Annotated in this window: 18 protein-coding genes and 1 riboswitch; of the genes, 12 read left to right on the top strand and 6 right to left on the bottom strand. The window is 63.8% G+C overall.

The genetic code is table 11. The features are described 5' to 3' along the window. The first annotated feature begins 1 nt into the window (after position 1). Complete coding sequence (locus CA833_RS11920; protein WP_242526056.1) at positions 2-1849, top strand: bifunctional diguanylate cyclase/phosphodiesterase; 1848 nt, start codon at positions 2-4, stop codon at positions 1847-1849. A gap of 71 nt (positions 1850-1920) precedes the next feature. Here CA833_RS11920 and CA833_RS11915 read toward each other — a convergent pair whose 3' ends face one another. After that, on the bottom strand, positions 1921-2523 hold the full coding sequence (locus tag CA833_RS11915; RefSeq protein ID WP_242526055.1) for a 2'-5' RNA ligase family protein: 603 nt from the start codon (positions 2521-2523) through the stop codon (positions 1921-1923). A 244-nt stretch (positions 2524-2767) separates the two neighbouring features. Here CA833_RS11915 and CA833_RS11910 point away from each other — a divergent pair, with 244 nt between their 5' ends. Next, positions 2768-3283 carry a nitroreductase/quinone reductase family protein gene (locus CA833_RS11910; protein WP_207078146.1) on the top strand — a complete coding sequence of 172 codons (516 nt, stop codon included), beginning with the start codon at positions 2768-2770 and terminating at the stop codon, positions 3281-3283. 58 nt (positions 3284-3341) lie between these two features. Then, positions 3342-4517, top strand: coding sequence for a MaoC family dehydratase N-terminal domain-containing protein (locus tag CA833_RS11905; RefSeq protein WP_207078145.1), 1176 nt, complete (start codon positions 3342-3344; stop codon positions 4515-4517). Here CA833_RS11905 and CA833_RS11900 read toward each other — a convergent pair. Beyond that, positions 4514-5353 (bottom strand): PhzF family phenazine biosynthesis protein, encoded by an 840-nt coding sequence (locus CA833_RS11900; RefSeq protein WP_207078144.1) that lies wholly within the window; start codon positions 5351-5353, stop codon positions 4514-4516. The genes CA833_RS11905 and CA833_RS11900 overlap by 4 nt on opposite strands. Positions 5354-5532: 179 nt before the next feature. Between CA833_RS11900 and CA833_RS11895 the strand changes: the two genes are divergently transcribed. Together CA833_RS11895 and CA833_RS11890 are read left to right on the top strand one after the other, a co-directional pair. Further along, complete coding sequence (locus CA833_RS11895; RefSeq protein WP_142635048.1) at positions 5533-5904, top strand: glycine zipper 2TM domain-containing protein; 372 nt, start codon at positions 5533-5535, stop codon at positions 5902-5904. 271 nt (positions 5905-6175) lie between these two features. Next, positions 6176-7654 (top strand): globin-coupled sensor protein, encoded by a 1479-nt coding sequence (locus CA833_RS11890; protein WP_142635050.1) that lies wholly within the window; start codon positions 6176-6178, stop codon positions 7652-7654. Positions 7655-7694: 40 nt separating this feature from the next. Here the strand turns inward: CA833_RS11890 and CA833_RS11885 are convergent, their stop codons facing one another. Genes CA833_RS11885 through CA833_RS11870 form a run of 4 tightly spaced genes read right to left on the bottom strand, consistent with a single transcriptional unit; the run spans position 7695 to position 12226 of the window. Then, positions 7695-8477 carry an ABC transporter ATP-binding protein gene (locus CA833_RS11885; RefSeq protein ID WP_142635052.1) on the bottom strand — a complete coding sequence of 261 codons (783 nt, stop codon included), beginning with the start codon at positions 8475-8477 and terminating at the stop codon, positions 7695-7697. Further along, positions 8474-9439, bottom strand: a complete 966-nt coding sequence (locus CA833_RS11880; RefSeq protein ID WP_207078143.1) for an iron ABC transporter permease — start codon at positions 9437-9439, stop codon at positions 8474-8476. Before CA833_RS11880 ends, CA833_RS11885 begins: the two co-directional genes overlap by 4 nt. A gap of 13 nt (positions 9440-9452) precedes the next feature. Further along, positions 9453-10343, bottom strand: a complete 891-nt coding sequence (locus CA833_RS11875) for an ABC transporter substrate-binding protein (RefSeq protein ID WP_142635056.1) — start codon at positions 10341-10343, stop codon at positions 9453-9455. A gap of 59 nt (positions 10344-10402) precedes the next feature. Further along, positions 10403-12226 carry a TonB-dependent receptor domain-containing protein gene (locus CA833_RS11870; RefSeq protein WP_242526054.1) on the bottom strand — a complete coding sequence of 608 codons (1824 nt, stop codon included), beginning with the start codon at positions 12224-12226 and terminating at the stop codon, positions 10403-10405. A 102-nt stretch (positions 12227-12328) separates the two neighbouring features. After that, positions 12329-12527, bottom strand: a riboswitch (cobalamin riboswitch). Between the two features lie 194 nt (positions 12528-12721). On the opposite strand from CA833_RS11870, the gene CA833_RS11865 reads away from it, so the two are divergent. The 7 genes from CA833_RS11865 to lpdA all read left to right on the top strand — a co-directional run bounded on the left by CA833_RS11865 (position 12722) and on the right by lpdA (position 22656). Beyond that, positions 12722-13861, top strand: a complete 1140-nt coding sequence (locus tag CA833_RS11865; RefSeq protein WP_242526053.1) for a cell wall hydrolase — start codon at positions 12722-12724, stop codon at positions 13859-13861. A 123-nt stretch (positions 13862-13984) separates the two neighbouring features. Further along, a complete protein-coding gene (locus CA833_RS11860) occupies positions 13985-14380 on the top strand; it encodes a hypothetical protein (RefSeq protein ID WP_142635060.1) in 396 nt (131 codons plus the stop codon). Between the two features lie 464 nt (positions 14381-14844). After that, complete coding sequence (gene mdh, locus CA833_RS11855; RefSeq protein WP_142635062.1) at positions 14845-15807, top strand: malate dehydrogenase; 963 nt, start codon at positions 14845-14847, stop codon at positions 15805-15807. 176 nt (positions 15808-15983) lie between these two features. Further along, complete coding sequence (sucD, locus tag CA833_RS11850) at positions 15984-16874, top strand: succinate--CoA ligase subunit alpha (protein ID WP_142635064.1); 891 nt, start codon at positions 15984-15986, stop codon at positions 16872-16874. A 178-nt stretch (positions 16875-17052) separates the two neighbouring features. Continuing rightward, positions 17053-19905 carry a 2-oxoglutarate dehydrogenase E1 component gene (locus CA833_RS11845; RefSeq protein WP_142637821.1) on the top strand — a complete coding sequence of 951 codons (2853 nt, stop codon included), beginning with the start codon at positions 17053-17055 and terminating at the stop codon, positions 19903-19905. A gap of 8 nt (positions 19906-19913) precedes the next feature. Continuing rightward, positions 19914-21143 (top strand): 2-oxoglutarate dehydrogenase complex dihydrolipoyllysine-residue succinyltransferase, encoded by a 1230-nt coding sequence (gene odhB / locus CA833_RS11840; protein ID WP_142635066.1) that lies wholly within the window; start codon positions 19914-19916, stop codon positions 21141-21143. A 115-nt stretch (positions 21144-21258) separates the two neighbouring features. Then, positions 21259-22656: a dihydrolipoyl dehydrogenase gene (lpdA, locus tag CA833_RS11835; protein WP_142635068.1), complete on the top strand. Its 1398-nt coding sequence runs from the start codon at positions 21259-21261 to the stop codon at positions 22654-22656. Positions 22657-22708 lie beyond the last annotated feature (52 nt).

The following is a 22708-nucleotide window of genomic DNA, read 5'->3' as shown; positions in this document are numbered from 1 at the left end:
CATGACCTTTCAAGCCCGGCCCGAAGCCTATCACCCCGAACCCTACCTCATCGCCTCCAGCCCATCCGGCGAAGGGATACCTCGCATGGAATCCCTTCAAAACGGCACTTCCGACATCCAGGCCCTGGTAATCGATGACGACGATGTCGACCGCGAACGCCTGATCCGCATGCTGGAGCGCTGCCCGCGCCGGATCAACGTGATGGAAGCAGCATCGCAGGCGGAGGCGCTGCAACTGATCCGCCTTGCGGAACCGCAATTTGACATCGTCTTCCTCGACTTCGGCCTGGGCGACGGCGACGGCCGCGACCTGGTGCCGACTATCCGCGCCGAAGTTGATCCAGACTGCCCAATTGTTGCAGTCACCGGCAACGCCGACGAGCAGATCGCCGCAGATTCGATCAAGTCCGGCATGACAGAGTTCCTCACCAAGCGTGGCCTTTCGCCCGAACGCGTCGCCGCTTCAGTCGAGGAAGGCATCGCCTGGCGCAAGTACCGACAGGACTTGCGCCGCGCCGAGGAGGAACTGACCCACCGCAGCCTTCACGATCCCCTGACTGACCTACCGAACCGCACCTTGCTGTTTGACCGGCTTGGCCAGTCTTGCGCCCGTGCGCGTCGCACCGGCGACGGTTTTGCAGTCATGATGATCGACCTCGATCGCTTCAAGGAAATCAATGACAGCTTCGGCCACGCGGTGGGTGATATCGTCCTTACCACGGTCGCCCGGCGCCTGCGCGGCCATTTGCGCGAAGTTGACACCGTAGCCCGCCTCGGCGGCGACGAGTTCGCCCTGCTGCTGCAGGACATCGACAGCGACGAAACAGCCGCAGCCATGGGCGCCAAGCTGGTCCGCCTGATCGAACAACCAATCGTCCATGAAAGCCGCGTCCTTCACGTCGGCGCCTCGCTCGGCATTGCGCTCTGCCCGCAACGCGGTTTCTCGCCGGCGGGACTGCTCTCAGCCGCTGATGACGCCATGTACGAGGCCAAGCGCGGACTTGCCAAACTGGCGACCTGGCAAGAGGACATGCCCTCGCAACCTCCGCTCGATCCCAGGCTCATGCTGGAGGAACTGGAAACCGCAATCGCACACGATGCCCTGCAATGGCATTGGCAACCCAAGGTGGACATGCGCGACGGCCGAGTACTCGGCTTTGAGGCGCTCGTCCGCTGGGAGCACCCACGCATCGGCAACATCCCCGCCGACCAGCTGGTTCGCGCGGTAGAACACAGCCCCATGCTGGAGACTTTTACCCACCAGTGCATCGACAAGGTGCTAGAACAATTCGCACGGATTCAGGACAAGGTCGACGGCGCCTCGATCTCGATAAACCTCTCGGCGCGTATGCTGGAACGCACCAGTTTCGTGGATGACCTTGTCGATATGGTGAACTGCCATCGTATCGACGCCAGGCGAGTGACGCTCGAACTGACGGAGACCGCGCTCATCACCAACCCCTCGCAAGCACGCCAAGTTGTCGAACGGCTGCGCGAGAACGGCATTGCCCTATCCATCGACGACTTCGGCGCCGGCTTCACTTCATTCGGCTATTTGCGCGACTTCGCGATCAGCGAGATCAAGATCGACCGCTCATTCATCCAGCGCTTCACCGAAAACCGTTTCGATCAGTCGCTGGTCAACAGCCTCGTGGTGCTGTGCGAAAGCCTTGGCATTCCTCTCGTCGCCGAGGGCGTGGAAAATGAGGAAATCCGCGACTTGCTCGTATCGCTCGGCTGCTTCAACGGCCAAGGCTACGGCATCTGCCGCCCGATGCCCTATGAGGACGTCCTGGGCTGGATGGCCGACTGGCAAGAAAGCGCCCCGACGCGGCAGCTCAATGCCTGAGCGTCCAAGAGGCAGATTTGGCCCGGCCCATTGAAGACGTCGATGGACCGGGCTTGTGGGGCCATGCGCCCTCAGGGCGCGCAGCGATATTCGGCCAAGGTCTTCACCACCTGACCATTGGCATCGACGATCCCGATACCTACGCCTTCCACAGTTCCATTGGCCCTGGGCGGGTTCTTTTCCAGCTCGGCCACGAACGCCGCGAAGCCGTTGTGCGTCTCGTTTGCCAGCAAAGTCAGATGCGGGTCAAACTGCATGAAGACGTTGGGCGATCCATAGCGTTCGAATGCGGGCAGCTTTGCGGGGTATTCGCCCATCCACGCAGGAGGGGTAACGTCACGCGACCGAAACGGCTCGGCCGTGAGGGTAATTTCGTCCGCCAATCGCTGCAGGGCTACGCTCCGTCCGACGCGCAGAAACAGCCAGTTGGATGCCGTCCGTTCCGATCCTTCGACGACGAGGGGAAAGGACCGGCAATCCTTCACTGCCCTGGCCACAGCAGCCTTTAGCTGGGGCTCCGCGCTCATAGGGTATCGGGTCATGTAGAGCGTGACGTGAACCGCATGGCCCTGCGCGAAGAATGTCCTCATGCCATGCCGGGCAAGGTCGCTGCTGGTTTTCGCGACGAGATCAACGATGGATCGGGACGGAATGGCGTAGACATCGATACTCACCGTGTCCTCCGCTCGTGCTGGCTGAGCGAACATCATGAAGGCAAGGCAAAGCGGAATTAAACGACCACGCGACAAACCAGACATCCAACTATCGAATCGAGACATCCTCATACCGGAAAGGAGGAGTTCGCCCGCCCAAAAAAACCCGCCCCGATGATACTTCTCCGCGTTCAGCCATAGCCTCTGGACCCACCGGCCAACCTTCGCGATCCTTCGCCGCAACAAGCGTGGAGAGGAGCACGGCATGAGCGACGAAACCGCAGCGGCCATCAGTGCCGTCCGGCGCGACTGGGTGACCGAGCATCGTGAGATGTACTTGGGCTCCGGCGGCGTGCAGGGCCATATCGTGGACATCACCCCCGTCGGCGGTCGCAAGTTCGCGACGCACTGTCTGGTCAAATACACCGGCCGCAAGAGCGGCAAGGTGTTCATCACCCCGCTCTGCTATGCCGATATCGGTGGCGAAGTGGTGATCTGCGGCTCCAAGGGCGGGGCCGACCATCATCCGCAATGGTATCTGAACCTCGTCGCCACTTCCGAGGTCGAGTTCCAGATCGCCACGCAGGCCTTTCGCGGCACCTGGCGCGAGCCGGAAGGGGCAGAGCGCCAGAAGGTGTGGGACTTCTTCATCGATTGCCACCCCTTCTATGCCGACTACCAGAAGTCGACCGACCGCGTGCTGCCGCTGGTTCTGCTCAAAGCAGACGAAGAAATCTCGGTTTTCAAGCCCGAGGACGCCACCGGCCTGCGCAACGCCTGACCTTAACTTCCGAAAACGACACCGGCGGCTGCCTTGCCGCCCAAGGACACCTTTTCCGATGAACGCTACTGCAACCGCCACACTCGACTGCTCCGACATCGACCAGTACCTCGGCAAAGTCATGGACTTCTCGCCCCTGCGCGAGCCGATTGCGGCCAACGATATCCGGCGCTGGGTCCATGCGATGCACTACCCCAACCTCGTGCATTTCGATCCGGACTTCGCGGCCGCCAGCCGCTGGGGCGGCCTTGTCGCGCCGCAGAGCTTCCCGATTGCCACCGACGACGGTCACGGCGCCGCCCCGGCCTGCGTAGGCTGCATTCCCAATTCGCACCTGCTCTTCGCAGGCGACGAATGGTGGTTCCATGACACCCGCATCAAGGCGGGCGACGTCATCACCAACACCCGTATTCCCTTCGACTACGCGGTCAAGGAAACCGGCTTCGGCCCCACCTGTTTCCAGCGCGGTGACAACAACTACACCAACCAGCATGGCGAGAAGATCGCCACGCAGCGCTCCACCGCCTTGCGCTACAACGCCCACGCCGGCGGCGCCACCGTCAACCCGGCCGATTTCGACGATCCCGAGTGGACCGACGAAGCCCTGACGGACATCGAGGCGCGCGTCTTCACCTGGGTGAAGATGCTGCACGATCTTGGCCACAAGGAACGCTGGTGGGACGACGTGGCCGTGGGCGACCAGCTTCCCGAGCGCGTGTTCGGCCCGCACTCACTGGCCAGCTTCGCCACCGAATGGCGCGCCTATATCGTCAACACCTGGGGGACGATGAGCTTGCGCAAGAACGATCTGGAAGCGCTCGGCTTCACGCGCGAAATGGCCGGGTACGAGAACGATCCGGACATGATGAAGGAGAACCCCTTCCTCACCGACGGCGCCTATTACGGTCCCTCACGCGGACACCTGTTCCCCAAGTACGCCCGCCGCATCGGCATGCCGCGCGGCTATGGCTACGGCGCCTCGATGGGATCCTGGGTAACCGACTACCTCTCCGGATGGGCTGGCGAGCATGGCATGCTCGCCCACTCGATATCAAACTACCGCGGCCCAGCACTAACCGGTGACGTGACGATCCAGACGGCCGAAGTGACCGAAAAATCAATCGATTCCGAAGGGCGTCACCTTGTCCATGTTACTCACCTGATGACGAACCAGCGCGGCGTGAAGATGTGCGTAGGCACCGCCGAGATCGCGCTGCCGAAGAAGCCGGTTTAGAACGCCAACGTGCCGCCGGACGACACAGTATCCACCCGTCCGGCGATCCACACCGAGCCGTCGGCCTCCTGGACACAATGCACCAGGCCGTCGGCCCCGGTCTTCCGTCCCTGCGCCGCAACGTAGCTTCCTTCGGCCAGTCCGGCACCGAACAGGTATTGCGCCACCGCCGCGTTGAGGCTGCCCGTCACCGGATCCTCGCAAAGTCGCCCGGTCGCATCGGCGAAGAAGGCGCGCAGTTCGAACTGGGCGGGACCGCCCGGCGCATGCGCTCCGAGCAACGCCACATCGGTTCCCGGCGCAGCGCGGGCAGCGGGCTCAGCAGCTAGCACTGCCTCTACGCTAGACAAGTGGAGCAACTTCCAGCCCGGTCCATTGGCGGCATGAACAGCCGCGAGGATCCGCGCCGGATCCGCTCCCGTCAGATTGATCGTATCCGCCAAGTCCGCTCCATCCAGTGGTCCATCACGCATCAACGGCGGCGCACGAAATGCCAGGCGCCCATCATGCTGCCGCACCTCTACAAGCCCTATGCCGCATTCCTGAACGATCCGCCCTGCCACCTTTGGCACCCCGCCCGCCATCAACCAGGCATGGGCGCTGCCGAGCGTCGGATGCCCAGCAAAAGGCAGTTCTCCCGCCGGGTAGAAGATCCGGACCCGATAGTCCGCATCGGCATCATTCGGCGGCAACAGAAAGGTGGTTTCAGAAAAACCTAGCCAGCGCGTTATTGCCAGCATCTGTGCAGAATCGAGATCGTGCCCCCCGCGCACAACCCCAAGCGGATTCCCGCTAAGAGGACCTGAAGCAAAGACATCGACCAGATCGATCTGCATCTGCGTCACCTTATTCGTCCCTTTCATTCCGCCGAGCCCGAAATTCCATCGCAATCAGAACGCTCTTCCTCGGCCATTTGCGTCAGTAATCCAAGTGGCGCATCGAACATGATGGAGCCTATAGCCAGATCACGCGTTAAACCGGCAAACTGACCACCTTCAAAAAGGGAAGCCGTAAAATGAAGAAAACGCTTCTAGCGCTCACCATGGCCGCCGTCGCGATTCCGCTCGCAACGCCAGTGGCTGCCGATCCGCCCCGCCATGCTCCCGCCCACGGCTATCGCGACAAGCACAAGTACGATTCGCGCGGTCGCTATGCCGAACCGCGCCGAATGTCCCGCAACGACCATGTCTGGCGCGGACATGACGGGCGCTATTATTGCAAGCGCGACAATGGCACCACAGGCCTTATCATCGGTGCCGGTGCCGGCGCTTTGGCCGGCCACGAGATCGCCGGCAATGGCGACCAGACCCTCGGCGCGATCATCGGCGGCGTTGCTGGCGGCCTGCTCGGCCGCGAGATCGATCGCGGCGAAGTGAAGTGTCGTTGATCGTGGCCTGACGACCTGCCGGGGGGGGGGGGGGCAATGCCGCGCGCCGCCAAGGCGAGCGGCATTGCCCTTCAAAGTATCGTGCAAGCATGAATGCGGACCTAGGAACGCTCCCTAGCCCTTCCAACTCATGATCTTAGTCTCTGTCCTCTAGACCAGTTAGCGCGCAAGCGTGCGGTCAGTCCGGGAGCTTCCCAGGTCGCTCGCTTGACATCCTGTCAGGGGGCTTCCGGCAGGCAGAACGTGATTGCGAAGGGGATGGGCTGATCACATGAACGCGATTTCGACCGACATCGGCGCTGCCGCAAAAGCCAATATCGCACCGCTTACAGAGAGCAACTATCGGCTCTTTCCCAAGCTGCGGGCGATGATGGTCAAACATGCCCCAAAGGCGCTCGCGCGGCTTTACGAACGTATCGAGGCCACTCCTGACCTTGCCCGCATGCTTCCCAGTGCAGAGATCCGAGAACGCGCATCCAACGCGCAGTATGAGCACTGGCTCAAGATGTTCTCCGGTCGCTTCGATAGTGCTGCTCGCGCCCGAAGCCAAAAGATCGGCGAGATCCATGCCCGTGTTGGACTAACGCCGGACTATTACGTCACAGCCTATGCCACCGTGCTAGAGGACGTGATCGTCGCGATGCTGTCAGGCAAATTCATCACGCCGCTCAACAGCCGCACCACCGGTCAAGTCATCGGGACACTGGTTCGGGCTTCCCTTGAAGACATGCAGATCGCACTGGGCACCTACTTCCTGCACGAGGCCCAAACCCGCGACCGCGCACTGACCGCCATGAGCGACGCCATGGCGGAAGTCGCCAACGGCAACCTCCAGGCCCAACTCGCGGATTTGCCATCCTCGTTCGAAAAACTTGCCGTCGATTTCCATGAAATGCGACGCCGGATGAGCGCAATGGTGATGGACATCACCGAATCCGCGGAAAGCGTGAAAGTCAGCGCTCAGGAAATCAATGCAGCGGCCAGCGACCTTGCCTATCGAACCGAAAGTCAGGCGGCCACGATCGCTCGTGTCGCCGAAGGCATCCGTGACGTGACTGGGGCAATCACTACCACAGCCAGCAGCGCCACTCAGGTCAACGCCAGCGTCGCCGAAGTGGCCCGACACGCCCACCACGGCGGAACAGTGATGGAATCGGCCGTCGAGGCCATGGACAAGATCAAGAACAGCTCCGCCCAGATTGCCAGCATCATCGACGTCATTGAGGCCATTGCCTTCCAGACCAACTTGCTTGCGCTCAACGCCGGTGTCGAGGCTGCCCGTGCTGGCGAGGCAGGCAAAGGCTTTGCCGTTGTCGCCACCGAGGTGCGCGCGCTAGCCCATCGCACCACGGAATCGGCAAACAACATCAAGGACCTCATTACGACCTCGACGCAAGATGTGCACGAAGGCGTAGACCTTGTCGCGCAAACGCGCGCCGCATTGGAGGAGATCATCGGCAAGCTCGCCGACACGACCGAGCGCGCCGACGAGATCTCCCGCCTCTCCGGCTCGCAAGCAGAAACGATGCGAGGTCTTTCGGGCGAAATCCAGCAACTCGACTCAAACACACAGCAGAACGCCGCCATGGTCGAGGAATCGAACGCCGCCGCACGCGCGCTTACCGAGCAGGCGGACGGGATGACCCAGACAGTAGGCAAGTTCAAGTTCGAGCGCCGCACTCGCCTGCGTGGCGACGACGAAGGTGCTCGTTCTGTACACAGCGTGATCAAGAAAGCGGTCGGATTCTAATCCGACTGCGATCCATCGCTCGACGTCCGCAAGATCACAATCAGCTCAACCGCCCACGCAGACCTGATGCCGCAGGGGACGGCGCGCCCAGCGACAATGCGCGTTCACCAGGGTCCCCAAGCCAGCGCGCCGGGCAATTCCATACACGCGTGACGACTTCGCGTGACAAGGCGATCTCGGGCGGTCCTTCGGCAACTACCCTGCCCTTTTCCAGCACCACCACCTGGTCTGCATGGTTCATCGCCGTTGCCAGATCGTGCAACACAAGCACCACCCCACGACCGACATTCGCCTGCTGACGGAAATGGCGCATGAGCGAAGCCGCATGGGCAAGATCAAGAGCGGCGAAAGGCTCGTCAGCCAGCAGCCAGCCGGGCTGGGTCGCCAAAACCCGTGCCATCAGTGCCCGTGCCCGCTCACCGCCCGACAGGCGGGAAACCGGACGATGTCGCAGTTCCTGCAAATCCATCGCCGCTATGGCGTCCTCGATCGCCTCTCGTGATTCGATCGCGGGTGCGTCCTTCCACGGCAGCCGGCCAAGAGAGATCAACACTTCGACCGATACGTCCCAGGCCACCTCCGGTGACTGCGGAAGATAGCCGATCCATCGCGCGCGGCGCGAAAGAGTCTGGCGGTGCAATGGCAATCCGCCAAGCAGCGTCTCGCCGCTATCAGGGAGCATCAACCCGGCGAGGCACGACAATGCGGTCGACTTCCCAGCACCGTTAGGCCCGCAGATCGCGGTGACCATTCCGCGCCGGCATTGCAGCGACACTCTGTCAAGCCGTCCTGCGACGCCAGCCAGATTAAGAGCGAGCGTCATGCCAGTTCCTTGCGCATGCGCAGCAAGAGCCGCAGGAAGAACGGCGTACCGAGCAGGCTGAGCGCAATGCCCAGCCGCAACTCGCCCCCCGCCAGCGGCAAAATGCGGCATAGGCAGTCCGCCAGCAGCATCAGCAATGCACCAGCCAATGCAGAAGGCAACAACAACGACGAGGGGCGACGGTCGGTAAGTGGGCGCACCAGATGGGGCACCATCAGCCCGACGAATCCGATAATCCCGGCCACTGCCACACCAGCTCCAACGGTGAGCCCAACCCCTGCAATCATCAAAGCTCGCAAACGCAACAGGTCGACGCCAAGTGAATGGGCAGCGACTTCACCCAGCGTCATCGCGTCGAGGTCACGTCCGGCAATCCCCAGCACCATGGCTCCCAGCACTGTAAGCGGCGCCGCGATCCACACCTCGTGCCAACTTCTATCGGCTAGTGAACCCATCATCCAGGTCACTATCTCACTCATCGCAAAGGGGGACGGGCTAAGACTGATAGCAAGGCTCATCAGCGCGCCGGCCAGACTGGATACCATCAATCCCGCAAGCGTGAACAAAGCCACTCCGCCGCCACGTCCGGCGATCAGCGCCAGCAGAGCCATCGCCCCGCCCGCCCCCGCCAGCGCGAAGAGCGGCAACATATAGGGAGCGGCGGCATAGCCGGTCCAGAAACTCAGCACTGCGCCCAGTGCGGCCCCGGGGGCGATCCCGAACAGGCCGGGGTCGGCAAGCGGATTGCGCAAATAACCCTGCATCGCGGCTCCGGCAGTGCCGAGCCCTCCGCCCAGAACCAACGCCAGCACTGCACGCGGCAGTCGTAGTTCGACGAGGATCACCGACGCAGTCTGCAATTGCGGCGCAAGCGGGTCGATCCACACCCGCCCCGCCAGCAACGACAGCGGCACGGCAAGCAGCAGTGCAGCAAGCAGCGCGAGAATCAGACGGATGTTCATGAGTGGGGGGAATTCATGGCCGGCGCAGTTCATGCCTTGCTGCCGCGAGTTCGCCAAGCACTCTCGGAACAGTTGGGCCCCCACACCAAAGTGCGGCATGGTCAAGTTTGAAATAGGTCGTGCGCGCCAGCTTTTTGAGCGATGGGTGACGCAACATCCGATACTCGTCGTCCTGACCGTGCGGCTTTGGATTTCCGATTGAGAAGATGATCCGCGGTGGGTCTGCCAGTACTGATTCCAACGGTAGATAATCAGCCTGGCCAAGACCACGCGTGGAAACAGCATTCTCGAATCCAGCCCGACGCATCATGTCGGCAATCAACGTCGCATTACCGGCAACCAACCCGCCGGACTGCCAGACCAGCGCCGGTACAGGCTTCCAGCCCGAGGGCGGCGCAGCACGCGCCAGCGCTTCGTCGATTCGCGCGACCAGTGCCTCTCCCCGCTCGGGATGGCCAGCAAGGCTCGCCAATTCACGCACCTGTTTTCGTGTAGACGCGATATCCGAAGCGATAGGAACACGTACCACCCGGTATCCCAGGCCATTCAATGCACCGAAGGAGGCAGGATCGAGGAACGTACTCGCCACCACCACTTGCGGACCGATTGCGGCGACTTCCTCGACCGAGCCGGACACCGCACGAAATCGGCGGGCGACAGCAATGTCCATCGAACTCGCAACCGGGTCATGGCTATAGCTCGAAATCGCCAGCAATTGCCCCGGATCGGCCACTTCCGCAAGAATTGCGTCAGTACAGGGATTGAGCGAGACGATAGTGGGTGTCTTAGGCATCGTTGCGGGATCCGACGGCGGGTTGGATGAGGCAATATCGGTGTCATCCAACCCGGCCATCACCACCCACGCGCCGCTGACAGCCAGCGCGCACGCGAGCAGGAATACCATGCGCTTTCCCTCCTGGTCCGGGGGAGCAGGGCTCGGTAAACCAGGGGAAAGCGCGTCGGTCACATCTTCACCCGGACCCCCGCATAGGCAGCGCGCCCTGCGGTACCGTACGTCCGCACCACTTCGTAGTGCTCGTCAAACAGGTTCTCGACGCGGCCGTAGACCTCAAGGTGATCGTTCACCGCGACCGTCCCCCGCAGGCCCACCAGCACGTGGCCAGCCAGCCAGTATTGGTTCGCGACATCATCATAGCGCCCGCCGCCCACACGCAGGTCCGCGCCTAAACGGAACCGCTCGGCAATCAAGCGGTCGAGGCTGGCGTAGAAGTTGTTCTTCGGGCGGCGCGCCAGTTGCGCCCCGGTGTCTCGGTTCTCGGCATCGAGGTATGTGTAGGACAGGTTGACGTCGAAGCCCTGCCAATCGCTCACCTGCATACCGAGCTCAACGCCCTGCGCCCGCGCGCGGCCGACGTTATAGTAGTTCCACTCGGCATAATCGTAGTCGATCAGGTTCTTCGTCTTGCGGTCGAAGTACGTAACCGTGAAGCGCCCCTGCCCTTCGGCGAACGGCAGTTCAACGCCAGCATCCCAAGCCTTCGAGGTTTCAGGCGAAAGCTCGCGATATCCGCCATTGGTGTAGAGCTGATAGAGCGATGGCGCCTTGAAGCCCTCCCCGTAGCTGGCGCGCAGGATCGGGGCATCGTTGCCCGAACCGATCGCCCAGGCGCCATTGGCCGAGAACGTGGTCTTGTGGCCGAAGTCCGAATTGTCGTCGTAACGCAAGCCGCCGTTCAGCGTCAGCCCGGTCAACGGGTGAACCGTCAGCATGCCGTAGACACTGTCGATCGAGGTCGAATCCTTCGAACCGTAGTTGTCAGAGAACTTCTGCTTCTCGGTCTCGGCGCCGATCTGGATGCTGGCGAGATCGATCGGAGCGAAAGCGACCTGACCTTCGAAGCGATCGGCGCGGCCATTGGTGGTGTAGGGACCGTAGACTGCATCGTCCGAGATACGCCGCGTGTCGGTGAGACCGTAACCAAGCCGGGCAGTCAGGCGCCCGTCGAGGCCCTTGTAGCGCAGGTTTGCGTAGCCGACCGTATCGCGCTTCATGCCCAGGTTCAGCGCATCGGCCCCGGTGTTGTCGTAGTCGTAATTGGCCTTGGTCCAGTACGTCCCGGCATCGGCGGTGAGGCCGCCCACCAGTTCCACTTCGGCGCGGGCATTTGCGCTCTTGCTTTCGAAGCCGTCCTTTTCCTTGCCGCCAAGACGCTCGTCGAAGGCCGAATAGCCATCACCCTTGAGCCAGTTGCCGCCCAGCGTCAGGCCGACCGGACCGAGCTTGCCCGCTGCCGATGCGCCGAGCTGCTTCTGGTCGCGCCAGCCGTACTCGGCGTTCCCGCGCACTTGCCACTGGTCGCTCGGACGCGCGGTGATGAGGTTGATAACGCCGCCGATGGCGCGGCTGCCCCACAGCACGCCCGACGAGCCGCGCACCACTTCGATGCGGTCGAACTGGCCAACGGTCAGCGAGCCGAAGTCGAAACCGCCGCCGACATCGCCCGGATCGTTGATGCGCACGCCATCGATCAGCACAAGGCTCTGCGCGTTTTCGGCGCCGCGGATAAACAGGCTCGCGGGCTGGCCGAAACCGCCAGACTGCGAGACCGAAACGCCCGGAAGGCGTGCCAGCACATCGGTGGCGGCCACGGCCTGGGTGCGCTCGATATCCTCGCGGGTAATGACCGAGACCGACTGGCCAATCTCGCTGACCGGGGTTTCGGTGCGGGTGGCGGTGACGACTATGGTATCGTTTGCAATGTCGTCGGCATAAGCGGGGGCGGCAGCGACGAACGGCGCCGCGCCGAGCAGAAACAGGTACTTCACTTGTGGTTCCTCCAACCTGAACGCGATGCCGCTCATGGCGGAGGCCCGCGCGGCACCTCATGCCCGCGCGCGTCTCGCTGCAAGGGGGACACCCCGCCCCGTTGCGGAACGACCGTCATGGGCAGGTCTCCTGGCTCCCGGATCGTCACGCGCCGCCCGCCTTCCCGGCTTTCCGGTTTCCCGGATCTCCAGTGGCACTCTGGGCAGAACACTCCCCGGTCACAGTTGCGGGGACAGCATCGGCTCGGCCGAATTTCCCTCTGGGCCCGCGCTCGCGGACGCCCGTGACGTCTCCTGCGCCGATAAAGGGCTGCCCGCAGCTTGGCAAGCGAACGGGCGAGTCCACCTGCATGTCATCGCTCCCGAGTGACTTGTTCGCCACTCCTTCATCATTTGCGAGGATAGCGTACCGCTTCGGGACAGCCTTGAGCGCGTGGATGCGCGGCCTGCTCCTTTGCGCTAGGCGCTGTGCGCCTCACTGCCCGGGATCTTTTGTTGACCGATTTCGCCGCCTTTACCGCACCTGCCGAACCGGAACTGCGCCCGCGCGATTTCGGCGGACGGTTCGTGCGCGGCGGCCAGCGCCATGTGCGGCGACGGATGCGGCGACGCTGGGCCCTTGGCGCCAGCGCACTCGCCGCCGTGGCCCTGCCCGCCTTTGCCGAGCCCGGCAGTTGGGAGCGCTTCACCATCGGCAATGCCCAGACGGCAGAGCAGGCCGTCCTCCCGATGCCGTTCGAACAGCGCGGCGAGAGTTTTCCCGGCTCAGCCTTCTATTATCTCCAGCCCGATCCGGCCCTACTGACAACCAACGGTAACGGCGTTGACCAGAACCTGCTCGATCCCGCCGCCCCCGTCGCCCGCCCGTTCCGCATGGCTGGCTCAACCCTCGACCGGGCACGGGCGCAGCAGTGCCTGACCATGGCGATCTATTACGAGGCCGCCACCGAGCCCGATGCCGGCCAGCGTGCGGTGGCGCAAGTCGTGCTCAATCGCCTTGCGCACCCGGCCTATCCCAAGACCGTCTGCGGCGTCGTTTTCGAAGGTTCGGAACGGCCGACCGGCTGCCAGTTCACTTTCGCCTGCGATGGCGCGCTGGCCCGTGCGCCGCAGCGCTTCTTCTGGGACCGCGCCGCTGCGGTCGCCCGCGCAGCGCTCGCAGGCGAAGTCTACGCCCCCGTCGGTCTCGCGACACATTACCACACGATCCAGGTCAACCCTTACTGGGCGCCAAGCCTGCACTTCGTGACGACCATCGGCGCGCACCGGTTCTACCGGTTCGAAGGCGGCGCCGGTACGCCCACATCCTTCCGCCTCGCCTATCTCGGCGGTGAACCGATCGCCGCCCCGCACCCACGCGACCTTTCGGCGGCGTCTGCAATGGCCGACGCTGCGCTCGATCCAGTCGCCCTGCAACGCGCCTTCGCCGCGCCCGAGGTCGCCGCTCCGGCAGTTCGCACCGCCACCAGCGACAGTGTTCAGGCCCATGCCACCACTCCCTCCCCGCGTTATGCAGATGCCGTGCGCACACGTGGCGGCGATACACTCTATCAAGCGCAGGGGCTGCCCGAGGCCCAAGGCATTCGCCCGGAGTATGCCAATTCGGGCAAATGGATAGCGACACCGGGCACCTGAACCCCGCAGCGGAGCGCGTTTTCGAGCGTCATGAACGCTTTGGAAACCATAGCCTCTCACGAAGACTTAGCCCCCGTCGTGGCAGGAAGAACTCCCCCGGCAACGACAAAAGGGCCTGCAACGATGACCATCCGCTTTTCCGCTGCACGAGGCGGAACGACGCCGGTGATCATGCGCGCGCTCTGCCCCTCCGCCCCGCTCGATGCGGTGAACGACAATCGGGAACCGCCGCAGCCACGCAGTCGCCGGGACTCCACGCGCAGGTCTAGCAGCTTCATCTCAGGTCCGGTCCTGCCCTCAGCCGCCAACCAGAACGGCCATGACGAGCGCATGTTGACCGAGGCCCTGCGCCACTTCGCGGCTTACGGCCTCGCTGCCGCGAGCCACGCCCGCGCCAATGCCGAAGCCGCCAGGCTCTCCGGCGACATGCAGGGCTGCGACTGGTGGATCGCGATCTGCCGTCAACTCGATCGCCGCATGGCCGACGCGCTGGTGCGCCGTATCGCCCGCAACGGCTGATCCTCCCCATCACCTCCGCGCGTAATAGCTTTCCGCAAGGCGCGACCTTCAGGGATCGCCCCTTGTGCCGTTTCTGATCCCGTTCGCGACCACGCGCCTTGCCTGCGCGGCGACTCGCCGGAAGGCTTCTTGCCCCTGTCATGCGACTGCGGGAAACTTTCTCCGCGCAAGACCAGCCCAAGGCCCTCACGAGCTTGCGAAAAGCGCGGTCGCGATTGCGCCGGATAGCGCCCCGGAGGCGATTCCGGACGCGGAATCGCACAGTTCTAAGCTTATTATTGCTATTGCGAACTATTATCGATAATTTCCACTCCCCCACGGCTTTCCGCGGTTGTTTCACGGTTGCAATGTCGGATCGAGGGGCGTAACGCGCCCTTCGTCAACACCGGCGCCTGCCTTTAGCGGGACACAGCAGCCGCCTTTTAGTCCGAAGCGCCCGCCTTGTGGGAAGGACAAGCAGCATCATGGCTCGTAAGAAGATTGCCCTTATCGGCGCCGGCAACATCGGCGGCACTCTCGCGCACCTCGCCGCGCAGAAGGAACTGGGCGACATCGTCCTGTTCGACGTCGCTGAAGGCCTGCCCCAGGGCAAGGCTCTCGACCTGTCGCAGTGCGGCCCGGTCGAAGGTTTTGACGCCAAGATCACTGGCACCAACGACTATGCCGACATTGCCGGCGCCGACGTCATCATCGTCACCGCCGGCGTCGCCCGCAAGCCCGGCATGAGCCGCGACGACCTGCTCGGCATCAACCTCAAGGTGATGAAGTCGGTCGGCGAAGGCATCGCCGCCAACGCTCCCGACGCTTTTGTGATCTGCATCACCAACCCCCTCGACGCGATGGTCTGGGCGCTGCGCGAATTCTCGGGCCTGCCCCACAACAAGGTCGTCGGCATGGCCGGCGTGCTGGACTCGGCGCGCTTCTCGACCTTCCTCGCCTGGGAGTTCGGCGTTTCGGTCCGCGACGTGACCTCGTTCGTGCTCGGCGGCCACGGCGACACCATGGTGCCGGTGGTCGAATACTCGACCGTCAAGGGCATTCCGGTTCCCGACCTCATCAAGATGGGCAAGTCCACGCAGGAGCGTATCGACGCCATCGTCAAGCGCACCGCCAATGGCGGCGGCGAAGTGGTCTCGCTGCTCAAGACCGGTTCAGCCTTCTACGCACCGGCCGCTTCGGCGATCGCCATGGCTGAATCGTACCTGGGCGACCAGAAGCGCGTCCTGCCTTGCGCCGCGTACCTCGAAGGCCAGTATGGCGTCGACAACCTTTACGTCGGCGTGCCGGTCGTGATCGGCGCCGGCGGCGTCGAGCAGGTGATCGAGATCGAACTGAACGAGCAGGCCAAGGCCGGCCTTCAGGTTTCGATCGATGCGGTCAAGGAACTGCTGGTCGCCTGCAAGGGCATCGACAGCTCGCTGGCCTGATCCGAAAATCCAGCCCCGCCAGCCCCCGACGACACGTTTCGAGGGGGCTGGCGGGGCTCTGGCCTATCTGGGCCGTTGATTTTACCACTTGGGCGGTTGCACTTCGCGGAATTTACGCCATGGCGCATACCAAGCCGGAATCGGCCCACCCCAGGAACAGGAATTAGGATCACCCTATGTCCATTCTCGTCGACAAGAATACCAAGGTCATTACCCAGGGTATGACCGGCAAGACCGGCAGCTTCCACACCGAAGCGGCGCTGGCCTATGGCACCCAGATGGTTGCCGGCGTCACCCCCGGCAAGGGCGGCACCAGCCACCTCAACCTGCCCCAGTACGACACCGTTGCCGAAGCCAAGGCGGCTACCGGTGCGACGGCTTCGTGCATCTACGTTCCGCCCGCAGGCTGCGCCGACGCCATCCTCGAAGCGATCGACGCCGAGATGGAACTGATCGTCGCGATCACCGAAGGCGTTCCGGTTCTCGACATGGTCCGCGTGAAGCGCGCCCTTTCGGGCTCGAAGTCGCGCCTGATCGGTCCGAACTGCCCCGGCGTCCTGACCCCTGGCGAATGCAAGATCGGCATCATGCCCGGCAGCATCTTCTCCAAGGGTTCGGTCGGCGTTGTCTCGCGCTCGGGTACGCTTACCTATGAAGCCGTGTTCCAGACCACCAACGCGGGCCTGGGCCAGACCACGGCCGTCGGCATCGGCGGTGACCCGGTCAACGGCACCAACTTCATCGACGTCCTGGAACTGTTCCTGGCCGACGAAGCGACCAAGTCGATCATCATGATCGGCGAAATCGGCGGCAGCGCCGAAGAAGAAGCGGCTCAGTTCCTCAAGGACGAAGCCAAGCGCGGCCGCAAGAAGCCGATGGTCGGCTTCATCGCCGGTCGTACGGCTCCTCCGGGCCGTCGCATGGGCCACGCCGGCGCGATCGTGTCGGGCGGCCAGGGCGGCGCCGAGGACAAGATCGCGGCGATGGAAGAAGCGGGCATCCGCGTCTCCCCCTCGCCCTCGCTGCTTGGCGAGACGCTGGTCGAGGTTCTCAAGGAACTGGCGTAAGTCAGTTTTGCCCGTGGCGGCGGTTTTCCGTCGCCACGGGTCTATAAAGTACCGGCGTGATCAAGACGCCGGATGATTTGCGAAGACACGGGACTTTCCTCCCCGAAAGCCGGCTTCGCGCAGATTATGCTCGGTAGCGCCGGGAATCCCCTCCCGACGCCACATGAAGGTGATTCCCATGGGCGACGAGAGTTTCGACTTCACCCCGGACCAGTCCCTCGACGGACCGCAGGCCGGACCTAGCTGGCAGCGCAAGAACTGGCCCCTCGTTGGCGCCGAGTTCGAGGACGACCTCACGCAGGGGCTCGACCCCAGCGCGCTGAAGGTCAAGATCGAGAAGGCTGCCGCCAAGGGCGGACAGAAGATCGACCAGTCCCGCATAGACGAAGCGGCGGCTGACGCCATCCGCGCCATGATGCTGATCCGCACATATCGCGTGCGCGGTCACCTCGCCGCCAACCTCGACCCGCTCGGCCTGAACCAGCGCCAGCTCCCGGCCGACCTCACCCCCGAGTACCACGGCTTCGTGGGCGCTGCGCAGGACCGTCCGGTCTACGTCGGCGGCGCACTGGGCCTTGAGTGGACGACCGTTCGCGAGATCGTCCAGATCCTGCGCGCAAATTACTGCGGCAAGGTCGGCCTCGAATACATGCACATCGCCGATGTCGAGGAACGCCGCTTCCTCCAGGAGCGCATGGAAGGCGCCGACAAGGAAATCGAGTTCACCGTCGAAGGCAAGAAGGCGATCCTTCAGGCCGTCGTGCGCGGTGAGCAGTACGAGAAGTTCCTCGGCAAGAAGTACGTCGGCACGAAGCGCTTCGGCCTTGATGGCGGCGAAGCCATGATCCCGGCGCTCGAAGCCGTGATCAAGTACGGCGGCACGCTGGGCGTGAAGGAAATCGTGTACGGCATGGCCCACCGCGGCCGCCTGAACGTCCTCGCCAACGTCCTTGCCAAGCCCTACAAGGTCATCTTCCACGAATTCTCGGGCGGCACCGCCAACCCGGAAGACGTCGGCGGCTCGGGCGACGTGAAGTACCACCTCGGCACCTCTGCCGACCGTGAGTTCGACGGCATCAAGGTCCACATGAGCCTGATGCCCAACCCGTCGCACCTCGAAACCGTCGATCCGGTCGTGCTCGGCAAGGTCCGCGCCTACCAGACCATCGCCGACGATATCGGCGACGACGTCGGCCCCGGCTCCAAGCACAAGCAGGTCCTGCCGGTCCTCATCCACGGTGACGCGGCCTTCGCCGGCCAGGGCATCATCTGGGAGTGCTTCGGCCTCTCGGGCGTGAAGGGCTACAACACCGGCGGTTGCATCCACTTCATCATCAACAACCAGATCGGCTTCACGACGAGCCCGCAGTTCGCGCGCAACTCGCCGTATCCGTCTGACGTGGCGAAGGGCGTTCAGGCCCCGATCCTGCACGTCAACGGCGACGATCCGGCTGCCGTTACCTTCGCGTGCAAGCTGGCGATCGACTATCGCCAGACCTTCGGCCGCGACATCGTGATCGACATGTGGTGCTACCGCCGCTTCGGCCACAACGAAGGCGACGAACCCGGCTTCACGCAGCCGCTGATGTACGCGCAGATCCGCCAGCACCCGCCGGTCAGCCAGATCTATGCCGAGCGCCTGAAGAAGGAAGGCGTCATCGACGACGCGTTCCTGCCGCAGACCGAAGCCGCGTTCACGCAGCATCTGGAAGAGCAGTTCGAGGCCGCCAAGACCTACAAGTCCAACCAGGCCGACTGGTTCTCGGGCCAGTGGAGCGGCTTCCACAAGCCGGCTGACCCCGAAACCGCGCGCCGCAATGTCGAAACCGGCATCGAGAGCAAGCTGTTCGACAGCCTCGGCCGCGTGCTGACCACCGTTCCCGAGGACCTCACCGTCCACAAGACGCTGGCCCGCGTGATCGCCGCCAAGGAAGAGATGTTCAAGTCGGGCGACGGTTTCGACTGGGCGACCGCCGAAGCACTCGCATTCGGCAGCCTCGTCACCGAAGGCTACGGCGTGCGCCTGTCCGGTCAGGACTGCGAACGCGGCACCTTCTCGCAGCGTCACGCCGTCTGGGTCGACCAGAAGGACGAGCACAAGTACACCCCGATCAAGACTCTGCCCCACGGCAGCTTCGAGGTGCTGAATTCGACGCTTTCGGAATATGGCGTACTCGGCTTCGAGTACGGCTATGCCAGCGCCGATCCGAAGACCCTGGTGCTCTGGGAAGCGCAGTTCGGCGACTTCGCCAACGGCGCGCAGATCATCATCGACCAGTACGTCGCCTCGGCCGAGTCCAAGTGGCTGCGCGCCAACGGCCTCGTCATGCTGCTGCCCCATGGCTACGAAGGCCAGGGTCCGGAGCACTCGTCGGCCCGTCTGGAGCGTTACCTGCAGCTTTGCGCACAGGACAACATCCAAGTCTGCAACATCACGACGCCCGCAAACTACTTCCACGTTCTGCGCCGTCAGATGCACCGTCCGTTCCGCAAGCCGCTGGTTATCATGACGCCGAAGTCGCTTCTGCGTCATCCGCTGGCCAAGTCGCCCGCTTCGGAATTCCTCGGTGACGGCCACTTCCGCCGCCTGCTCTCGGACCCGAACGGTTCGAGCGACGAGGCGACGAAGAAGGTCATCCTGTGCTCGGGCAAGGTCTTCTATGACATCCTCGAAGCACGCGACGCTGCCGAGATCGACGACACCCAGATCATCCGCCTCGAACAGCTCTACCCCTTCCCGGGCGAGCCGCTGGCCAAGCGCCTTTCGCGCATGCCCAACCTCGAAGAGATCGTCTGGTGCCAGGAAGAACCGCAGAACAACGGTTCCTGGTTCTTCGTCGAATCGCAGATCGAAGCTGCCGCCATCGAAGCCGGTGTCGCCCAGCCGCGTCCGCGCTATGCCGGCCGCAACGCCTCGGCCTCGCCGGCCACCGGTCTCGCCAAGCGCCACGTCGCCGAACAGGCCGCGCTGGTTGCCGATGCGCTGCACCTCTCCGTCCGTTCCGAACTCCGCCGCAAGCAGAAGGCTTGAGATAAATCATGACCACCGAAGTCAAGGTCCCCGTCCTCGGGGAATCCGTCGCCGAGGCCACCATCGGCCAGTGGCTGAAGCAGCCCGGCGAGCCGGTTGCCGCTGACGAGCCCATCGCCAGCCTCGAGACCGACAAGGTCGCCATCGACGTCATGGCGCCGCACGCCGGCGTCATGGGACAGCAGCTTGCCAAGGAAGGCGACACCGTCGTCGTCGGCGCGCTGATCGCCACGATCGAAGCAGGCTCGGGCGCCGCTGCTGCCCCCGCAGCCGCTCCGGCTGCTGCCGCCCCTGCTCCGGCCCCGGCTGCCGCTGCCGTCGCGCCCGCCCCGGCTCCTGCCGCGGACGACGCTTCGGCCGGTTCCTCGGTTCTGTCGCCGGCGGTGCGCCGCGCGATCCTTGAGCATGGCATCGACCCCGCCACCATCAAGGGCACCGGCAAGGACGGCCGCATCACCAAGGACGACGTCCTTGAAGCGGCCAAGAACAAGCCGGCTTCGGCCCCTGTCGCTGCTTCGGCTGCCGCTGCTCCGGCTGCGCGCAACGAAGAGCGCGTCAAGATGACGCGTCTGCGCCAGACCATCGCCAAGCGCCTGAAGTCCGCACAGGACAACGCCGCGCTTCTCACCACCTTCAACGACGTCGACATGTCGGCCGTCATCGAAGCGCGCGAGAAGTACAAGGACGTGTTCCAGAAGAAGCACGGCATCAAGCTCGGCTTCATGTCGTTCTTCGCCAAGGCTTCGGTCCTCGCCCTCAAGGACATCCCGGCCGTCAACGCACAGATCGACGGTGACGAGATCGTCTACCACGACTACGTCGACATCTCGATCGCCGTCTCGGCCCCCAACGGCCTCGTCGTTCCGGTCGTGAAGGACTGCGACAAGCTGGGCTTCGCCGGCATCGAGAAGGCCATTGCCGAATTCGGCAAGAAGGCCAAGGAAGGCACCATGACCATGGCCGACATGGCCGGTGGTACCTTCACCATCTCGAACGGCGGCGTGTTCGGCGGCCTGATGTCGACCCCCATCATCAACCCCCCGCAGTCGGCCGTGCTCGGTCTGCACCGCATCGAGGACCGCCCGGTCGTGCGTAACGGCGAGATCGTGATCCGCCCGATGATGTACATCGCGCTGTCCTACGACCACCGCATCATCGACGGTCGCGAAGCCGTTACCGCGCTGAAGACCATCAAGGAAGCGATCGAGGATCCCACCCGTCTCCTCATCGACCTCTGATCCGAATGCCCCGTCCGCACCGATCTTGGTCGGGCGGGGTTTTCACGTGAGATCCAATGACTATTTTCCGCTCGTTGCGATTAGTGCGAAGCACGAGCGTACGGAGGCCTGAACAATGGCTGATTACGATTACGACGTCCTTGTCATCGGTGCCGGCCCTGGCGGCTATGTCGCAGCGATCCGCGCCGCGCAGCTTGGTCTGAAGACCGCTTGCGCCGAAGGCCGCGAGACGCTGGGCGGAACCTGCCTCAACGTCGGCTGCATCCCCTCGAAGGCGCTGCTCCACGCTTCGGAATACTTCGACGCGGCCAAGGGCGGCGCGATGGCGGCGATGGGCATCAAGGTGACCCCCGAGCTTGACCTCGACACCATGCAGGGCCAGCGCAAGGACGCCGTGAAGGGCCTGACCGGCGGCATCGAGTTCCTGTTCAAGAAGAACAAGATCGACTGGCTAAAGGGCTTCGCCCAGTTCAAGGACGCGCATAGCGTTGAGGTTGCCGGCAAGACCGTCACCGCCAAGAACATCGTGATCGCCACCGGTTCCTCGGTCACCCCGCTTCCGGGCGTCGAGATCGACAACGCCGGCGGCGTGGTCGTGGACTCGACCGGCGCGCTGGAACTGGCCTCCGTCCCGAAGAAGATGGTCGTCATCGGCGGCGGCGTGATCGGCCTCGAACTCGGTTCGGTCTGGCGCCGTCTCGGCGCGGAAGTCACCGTTGTCGAATTCCTCGACCAGTTGCTCCCCGGCATGGACCTCGACGTCCGCAAGGAAGCCGCCAAGATCTTCAAGAAGCAGGGTATGACGCTCAAGCTTTCGACCAAGGTCACCGGCGTTGCGGTTGAAGGCAAGGCTGCCAAGGTCACTGTCGAGCCCGCCGCCGGCGGCGCTGCCGAAGTGATCGACGCGGACGTCGTGCTCGTCGCCATCGGCCGCAAGCCGAACACCGACGGCCTCGGCCTCGCGAACATCGGCCTCGAACTCAACCAGCGCGGCCAGATCGAGACCGACCACGACTTCGGCACCAAGGTGTCCGGCGTATGGGCTATCGGCGACGTGATCCCCGGCCCGATGCTCGCGCACAAGGCCGAAGACGAAGGCATCGCCGTGGCCGAGAACATCGCGGGCCTGACCGGCATCGTAAACCACGACGTGATCCCGGGCGTGGTCTACACGCAGCCCGAAATCGCCGGCGTGGGCCTGACCGAAGAAGCCGCCAAGGCTCGCGGCGGCGTGAAGGTCGGCAAGTTCCCGATGCTCGCCAACTCGCGCGCCAAGACCAACCACGAGCCCGATGGCTTCGTGAAGGTGATCGCCGACGCTGAAACCGACCGCGTGCTCGGCGTGTGGTGTATCGCCTCGGTGGCGGGCACGATGATCGCCCAGGCTGCGCAGGCCATGGAATTCGGCGCGACCTCGGAAGACATCGCCTACACCTGCCACGCGCACCCGACCCACTCGGAAGCGATCAAGGAAGCGGCCATGGCCGTCACCGGCAAGCCGATCCACATCTGATCGGCGGCCCTTCCCAGAAGGCAAGCAAAGGCCGGTGGCGCAGAAGCGCCAC

It is taken from the genome of Novosphingobium sp. KA1 (assembly GCF_017309955.1).
Lineage (GTDB): Bacteria > Pseudomonadota > Alphaproteobacteria > Sphingomonadales > Sphingomonadaceae > Novosphingobium.
Note: the sequence above shows the minus strand (reverse complement) of the source record. Positions and strands in the feature narration are given on the sequence as shown.

Coding starts and splice junctions, on each gene's coding strand:
- CA833_RS11845 (WP_142637821.1), top strand. CDS start 17,053: ATGGGCGACGAGAGTTTCGACTTCACCCCGGACCAGTCCCTCGACGGA.
- sucD (WP_142635064.1), top strand. CDS start 15,984: ATGTCCATTCTCGTCGACAAGAATACCAAGGTCATTACCCAGGGTATG.
- CA833_RS11900 (WP_207078144.1), bottom strand. CDS start 5,353: ATGCAGATCGATCTGGTCGATGTCTTTGCTTCAGGTCCTCTTAGCGGG.
- mdh (WP_142635062.1), top strand. CDS start 14,845: ATGGCTCGTAAGAAGATTGCCCTTATCGGCGCCGGCAACATCGGCGGC.
- CA833_RS11910 (WP_207078146.1), top strand. CDS start 2,768: ATGAGCGACGAAACCGCAGCGGCCATCAGTGCCGTCCGGCGCGACTGG.
- CA833_RS11875 (WP_142635056.1), bottom strand. CDS start 10,343: ATGGTATTCCTGCTCGCGTGCGCGCTGGCTGTCAGCGGCGCGTGGGTG.
- CA833_RS11905 (WP_207078145.1), top strand. CDS start 3,342: ATGAACGCTACTGCAACCGCCACACTCGACTGCTCCGACATCGACCAG.
- CA833_RS11885 (WP_142635052.1), bottom strand. CDS start 8,477: ATGACGCTCGCTCTTAATCTGGCTGGCGTCGCAGGACGGCTTGACAGA.
- CA833_RS11880 (WP_207078143.1), bottom strand. CDS start 9,439: ATGAACATCCGTCTGATTCTCGCGCTGCTTGCTGCACTGCTGCTTGCC.
- CA833_RS11890 (WP_142635050.1), top strand. CDS start 6,176: ATGAACGCGATTTCGACCGACATCGGCGCTGCCGCAAAAGCCAATATC.
- CA833_RS11860 (WP_142635060.1), top strand. CDS start 13,985: ATGACCATCCGCTTTTCCGCTGCACGAGGCGGAACGACGCCGGTGATC.
- lpdA (WP_142635068.1), top strand. CDS start 21,259: ATGGCTGATTACGATTACGACGTCCTTGTCATCGGTGCCGGCCCTGGC.
- odhB (WP_142635066.1), top strand. CDS start 19,914: ATGACCACCGAAGTCAAGGTCCCCGTCCTCGGGGAATCCGTCGCCGAG.
- CA833_RS11920 (WP_242526056.1), top strand. CDS start 2: ATGACCTTTCAAGCCCGGCCCGAAGCCTATCACCCCGAACCCTACCTC.
- CA833_RS11895 (WP_142635048.1), top strand. CDS start 5,533: ATGAAGAAAACGCTTCTAGCGCTCACCATGGCCGCCGTCGCGATTCCG.